Origin of the sequence: Aeromicrobium sp. CFBP 8757 (genome assembly GCF_014841755.1) — a bacterium.
In the GTDB taxonomy this organism is placed as follows: Bacteria; Actinomycetota; Actinomycetes; order Propionibacteriales; family Nocardioidaceae; genus Aeromicrobium.
The window spans coordinates 469,064-475,480 of the sequence record NZ_JACYUM010000003.1; the positions used below are offsets into that span (position 1 = coordinate 469,064).

At 65.3% G+C, this 6,417-nt stretch carries 3 protein-coding genes; all 3 read left to right on the top strand.

Features of this window, described 5'->3' with window-relative positions; translation table 11 throughout:
- Nucleotides 1–224 precede the first annotated feature (224 nt).
- Nucleotides 225–2,531, top strand: coding sequence for an AAA family ATPase (locus IFT73_RS11915; protein WP_192167793.1), 2,307 nt, complete (start codon nt 225–227; stop codon nt 2,529–2,531).
- Between the two features lie 378 nt (nt 2,532–2,909).
- Nucleotides 2,910–5,912 (top strand): cell envelope integrity protein TolA, encoded by a 3,003-nt coding sequence (locus tag IFT73_RS11920; RefSeq protein ID WP_192167794.1) that lies wholly within the window; start codon nt 2,910–2,912, stop codon nt 5,910–5,912.
- Between the two features lie 31 nt (nt 5,913–5,943).
- Nucleotides 5,944–6,417: hypothetical protein (locus IFT73_RS11925; RefSeq protein ID WP_192167795.1), on the top strand; the 474-nt coding region annotated here is incomplete at its 3' end.

The following is a 6,417-nucleotide window of genomic DNA, read 5'->3' on the forward strand; positions in this document are numbered from 1 at the left end:
GTCGGGCGTGTTCGCACGCGCAAGCATGACCCGCCCGCGTGGGATCCTCGAAGTGCCAGGCTGTCCCATAGAGCAGACCTGGAGGCATCGACGGGACGAGGGGAAGGCTGATCGTGACTAGCAGTTCGTTGCGCAGAGGCTCACGACTGGAGACCACCCCGGGCGCGGCGGGGGATCGCAGAGCAAGACCGTTCACGCACACGGGCCAGGAGATCTGAGTACACATGTTGAAGCGCATCCAAAGCATCAAGAGGATCGGCCTCTTCAACGACGCTGAAGGCAGCAAGTACCCCCTAGGTGCCAACGCGCTCATCTACGCCGACAACGGGCGGGGCAAGTCGACCCTCTCCGCAGTCCTGCACTCGCTGGCGACCGGGGACGCCTCGGTTCTGGAGCACCGTAAGACCCTCGACGGCACCGGCGACATGTCCGCGACCCTCATGCTTGACAGCGGTGTCCAGGCGAGCTTCACGGAGAGCGCCGGCTGGTCGCACACACGACCCGAGTTCGCCGTCTTCGACACAGCCTTCATCGACCGCAACGTGCACTCGGGCGGGGAGATCACGCCGCGCCACCGGGAGAGCCTGCTGAGCTTCGCCCTGGGTGCCGACGCAGTCAGCGCGCAACAGGCTGTAGACGCCGCGGCAGCCTCAGTCGCCGAGCACAAGGAAACCATCGCTCATGTGACGGAGAACGTCGCCGCACACCATGGCAACCTGTCGCTCGGAGAGTTCAGAGGGCTCGCCCACGACGTGAACGTGGACGCCAGCATGGTCGCGCTGGAAGCACGATTGGTAGCGGCGCGCGAAGCGGCCAACATCCTGTCCCGGCCCCTGCCGGAAGCCATCCAGCCCCCGAAGCTGGACATAGACGAGCTGATGGCGGTGCTGGCGACAGGTTTGGAGCAGGTGCACGAACAGGCTGACGAACTGGTTCGAGACCATCTGGCGGTACTTCAGCACCCCGATGCCGAACCGTGGATCCGCCGGGGACAGGACTTGGGAGACGACGCGACCTGCCCTTACTGCGGGCAGACGACAGAAGGGCTTCCCCTGCTCGAGGCCTACCGCGCACACTTCGACACTGCCTACACGCAACTCGTCGACCGCCTCGCCGCCGCGGAGACGGGCGTCCAGCGCGTTGCTAGTGACGCAGTTCTAGACCAGCTCGTGTCGGACGTCCACCAAGCTGATCAGCTGTGCGAGCAGTGGAAGGAGCACTGCGCGATCAAGGCCGTCGCCATCGACCGAGCAGCGCTTGCGCACGGACTTGAAGACCTCCGGCAGCACTGCATGCTTCTTCTGCAGGCGAAGTCCAAAAACCTGCGCGTCGCGAACGCTGGCGAGACGGACAGAAGCGCCGTTGAGACCAAGCTCGCCGCTGCGCACGCACTCATCGCGCAGGCCAACGCAGACCTCCAGGAGAACGTCACGTCCATCAACGCCTTCAAGGCGACGCTGACCTCGACCTCCCTGGATGACCTCCAAGCCCAGCTCACCCGGCTGAGGTTGACGCGGACCCGTCACTCGCCGCCTGTGGTGGCACTGTTCACGGACCTCGCCTCTGCAGAAGCGGCCCTGAAGAACGCCCAGGCAGTGCAGAAGGAAGCCCGAGACACCCTGAAGGGCGTGATGACCGCGACCCTCGAGAAGTACCGCACCGCGATCAACACACACCTCAAAGACCTCGGCGCCGCCTTCACGATCAAGGCCATAGAGACGAACTTCCTGGGTGGGTCCGCGAAGAGCGACTACGCCATCGCCATGCGCGGACACTCCCTGAAAGCTAGTAACGGCAAGCCACCCCTTTCCGTCGCGCTGAGCGACGGCGACAAGAGGACACTGGCGTTCGCGTTCTTCGCCGCGTCCGTGCTCGCCGACCCGGGCATCGGCACGAAGGTCGTGGTCGTCGACGACCCGGTCAGCAGCCTGGACAGGTTCCGCCGGGAGGCGACCTCGCAGATCCTCCAGCGCATCTCCGACAACGCACGTCAGGTCATCGTGCTGGCGCACGACGCCACCCTGATCCGGGACCTGCGAGACCGCTTCATCAAAGGCAAGGGCTCCAACCCCGCAGACACCACGGTCCACTGCCTGACCCGAACCGCGAACGACTACACCACCTTCGACAACATCAACATCGACGCTGAGTGCGAGTCGGACTACTACCGGAACTACCGCCTCGTGACCGATCACGTTGAGTCCGGCGTCGGCGACCCCCGACGCTCGGCGGAGGCCCTGCGGCCCCTGCTCGAAGGCCATCTCAACCGCCGCTTCCCCAACGCCTTCAACAGCTCCTTCACCCTGGGCTCGATGATCACCGCCGTTGACAAGGCGGACGCCTCAAGCCCCCTGTCCCATGCCAAGCATCTCGCCACCGAGATGTGGAGCATCAACTCGTACGCGAGCCAGTTCCACCACGACTCGAACCCCGGGAGCTACAGCACCCAGCCCGCAGACGACATGACCGTCAAGACTCACGGCCAGCGCATCCTCGCGATCATCCACGGGGAGATCCGCCCTCAGACCTGAGTCAGACCGGTCACCGTCGCAGATTGCACGCAGGCCGCGGAACAGTCTGCGGACGGAATGCCGACCGGTTGCGTGAGCCGCCCGTGCGCCAACGGGTGCACCCATGCCCACCTCAGCCGGCGCCTTGGCGCACACCACCGCAACGCACCACGCGATCGTCCTCAGCGACTACACCCAACAGCTGCGAAGACTCCGGTCCCTGACGGGCGAGCAGTTCAGGAACGCAGAATCGCCGTTATTGCTACTAAACGTGAAGGTTGTTCACGAGTTGTAAAAGCGGCCACCCATTTCACTGGGTCCAAACTTCTCCATCGGTAAGCATTGCGCCGGCGGCCTGAGCCAGCACGGTCCTCAGCACCAGGTTCTGAGGAGGACACCATGACCGATGCTAGGTACACCGACCGCAAGGTCCACAAGCCGCTAGCCGACAAGCTCGGCGACAAATGCCCGATCACCCTTGACACCACGCGCTTCTCTTTGGAGAGCCTCGCTGGCGCGGCCGCCCAACGAGAGGGGCACTACAACGTGTACCGGGACGACCCCGACATCGCACGAGTCAGTCAGATCCCCGCTGAGGCGTGGGACCCGAAGAACGTCGACCTTGCTAGCCGTTACGGCATCACGTGGATCACGATGAGCGACATCCACCACGACGCGGTCGGCGACAAGCCGTTCGCAGCTGTCGTTCATATCGGGGACATCGTCTTCCTCAGCATCTCCTTGTCGTCGACCACCCTGCACATCAAGCGCGCTGATGGCGATGACCTCAACGGAGCCACGCAGCTCATCATCTCGGTCCTGAACCACTTCCCGTCGTTACGTCAGATCCGGTTTACCGAAGACACCACCCGCGCGAACCGCGACTCGGTGGGTTGGAGCATGACCGTGAAGCGGTGCGAGATCCGGAACATCAACATGGTGTTCGGCGGGCAGAGCTACGACCCTTCCGACCCCGGCGATGCGCTGACACTGGCGGCGCTCTCCATGGTGGGGACCCGGGACGACCCGGTCCGTCGCCGCCGGCTTACCGGCAAGCGCCTCATGAAGTACAAGACCGGAGGCGCGGCTTTGGCGGAGGCGCAGATGCCGCTTGGTTGGCAGCACAAGCGGGACGAGTTCGGCCGTCAGGTGAGGGACGACCAACGGGGCCTCGTCCCGAAAGGCGTTCCTGCCCAGATTCCAGTTGTTCAGGCTCTCTACGAAGGACATGCCGCCGGGGAGTCGTACCAGCAGCTGGCTCAGCGCCTTGTCGCCTTCGAGAGCGAAGGGCTGCTAGCACGACGCGACCACCGCAACCCCGGGAACACGTACGTGAGCGCCATCGACGATGTGGTTGCAATGTACGACGCAGCCAAGTCCATCTTCGAGAAGAGCACCGACAGGCCGGCCACCATGCCAGATGAAGATGCGATCAACCGCTACCTCGCCGGCGCCGAGCCCTCAGACGTCTTCGACTCAGACACTCTCTTCTACCTGGGCAAGGTCGAGCTGGTCCGAACGGGACGCTACTACCGTCGTCTCAAGAACGACATCCGAGGTCGCAACATCGTGATTGACGGCATCCCGGCGACCTACCAGAACGACCTCGACGAGTACGGCCGGTTCGAGGTGCTGTCCGCACCCTGGGCGTGGCCGCTCGACGACCGCGGCAACGAGGTGCCGTCGTTCGGCGTCTCTGACGACACCTGCCGACAGGTCGGCGCACGTCTCCTCCGTGAGCTTCGCGGCCCGCGCGGTGCCACCGGCGGGCGCGCCCACCACAAGCACGAGCGCCGCGCCATCCAGGCCATCGAGAACTGGTTCGCCGAGCCGAACACGCCCGACGCCATCTACGACGACGAGCCCACTGAGTGGGGCGTCGAGGCCCGGCAGAACACGTCTAGCGCCAGCAACTTCATCCTCCTTCATCGCCGCACCTCAGCCACCAACGGCGCTCGACGCGGGTGGAGCAACCTCGGACCAGGAGAGAAGAAGCCGGACCACATCGCGGCGACAGGCTCGCTGAGAGACCTGTGCGCCTCTGTCGCCACCCAGCTCGACTTCGAGGTCCGAACCCTGCTGACATGTGAAGAGATCGCCCGCGTCAACTCCGTCCCCGAGACCACCCAGACCGTCGACCCCACTGCTGCCCTTGACTCCAAGGCCGCGCTCAAGCGCCTCGAGGCCGAAGACCTCGAAGCGAAGGCACGAAGCCAGCGAGACCTCGCGGCCCTCGCGCACCAAGATGGCGACCTCGAAGAGGTCGAGGCTTACCGCGCCCAGGCCAAGCGGAACGCCACGGAGGCAGCGACTCTTCGGCAGGCGGTCGCCCAGCTCGAGAAGAAGATCGACGACGCACGCTCACGTGCTCACACCGTAGAACGAGACGACCTGGCCGACCTCAGCGTCGCTGCCTACCTCGTTGCTGGGCTCGAGCGCGCATCTGGCAACAACGGGTTGGGACCCGATCGGCTAGGAAGCATGGTCGATGCGATGGTCGGCGAGTGGCGGTTCCGGCCCCTCGATGACGAGGAACTTGCCTGGTCCTGTCACGTGAAGCTGCCACTCGTTAGCGGGGGCGAAGCGGTTCTGCCCCTGTCCGGAGTCATCCGTGACGTGCGAACTCGGCCCGGCAAGCAGCTCGCCAACACCCGTGCCATCGCGCGGTACGTCTTCGAGGAAGGACGGCAGCTCGACGCAGTTGCCGACCTACTCGACGTCACCCGCAAGACTCTTCTGGTCAAGAGGGTCATGCCATGGCTGGTCGAGCACGGCGTCACCGCCCGCGGCGCGAAGTGCGCGCTCGTCGACCACCCCTACGCTGCCGTCCGACGCGAGATCTACGCAGCCGCGGCCCAGGCGGACAGCAGCACCTTTCTCAGCCCGTTCCAGAGCCGACTCCGCAAGACGTACTTCGACCCGGACCTGCGATGGGGCGACGGCGCCGTCCCCGACGACATCGGTTGGATCGACCTCGCACTGAGGCTGCTCACGACCGGCGCCGACACCAAGCGTCACGGCCTGCCCGTCCTCGACCTCGCACTCCAGCTCGGGAAGACCGAGTCCGACATCCGCAAGCTCGTGAAGCCGCAGCACCGCAGCGGCGGCTTCACCCGCCCCAGGTACCTGGAGTACACCGACGCGACCAAGACCCACGTCAAGGCCATCGGCTGCCCCCACGGCAAGTGCAAGAACCGTCGCTACGCCGACCACGTCGCTCTCCTGCCGGAGGTCGCAGCCAGCGGGTACGGCGTCATCTGCCGCAACTGCCGCCGTGCGCCGGCGCTACATGACACCTGGCCCCTGACCCAGTTCCCGAACGAATACCTCGAGCGGTGGACCGGGCGCGGCGCCGGAGGGAGCCTGCGCTCCGAGGCTCAGACGGTCCTCCTGTCGACCTAGGGCTGTCGGCGGCGGCTGGGAGACTTGCCCCATGGGCGAGAAGAGCGAGCAGGCCGACCACGAACTTTCTGCGCCCTCACCGTGCGACAACACACCCGACGACGTGTCCGACCTTGACGTCAACGTCGTCGAAGACCAGGGCGACGGTCCGTCGAGAGAACTTCTACGCGCCGAGCTTGCACAGCCGTTCTCTGCAGTCGTCAACGCTGGACCCAGTGAAGAGACCGTGCATTCCGTCGTGGACTTCAAGATGCCGACCATCGGCACCGGCGGCGGCCGATCTGTCCTTGCTACCTCGACGCTGAGTCAACTGATCAAGACCGCCGGGCGCAGCACCATCGGCATGGACACGGTCGCCGCGCTGGGGCATGCGGGGGGACCAGCCAGCGCGTTCACAACCGGCCTGGGTGCTCCCTCCATCAGCGCGCGAGCGCTTGGACTGACCACCCCGTCCATCAGCGCACGCGCCCTAGGACTGACCACCCCCTCCATCAGCGCACGCGCC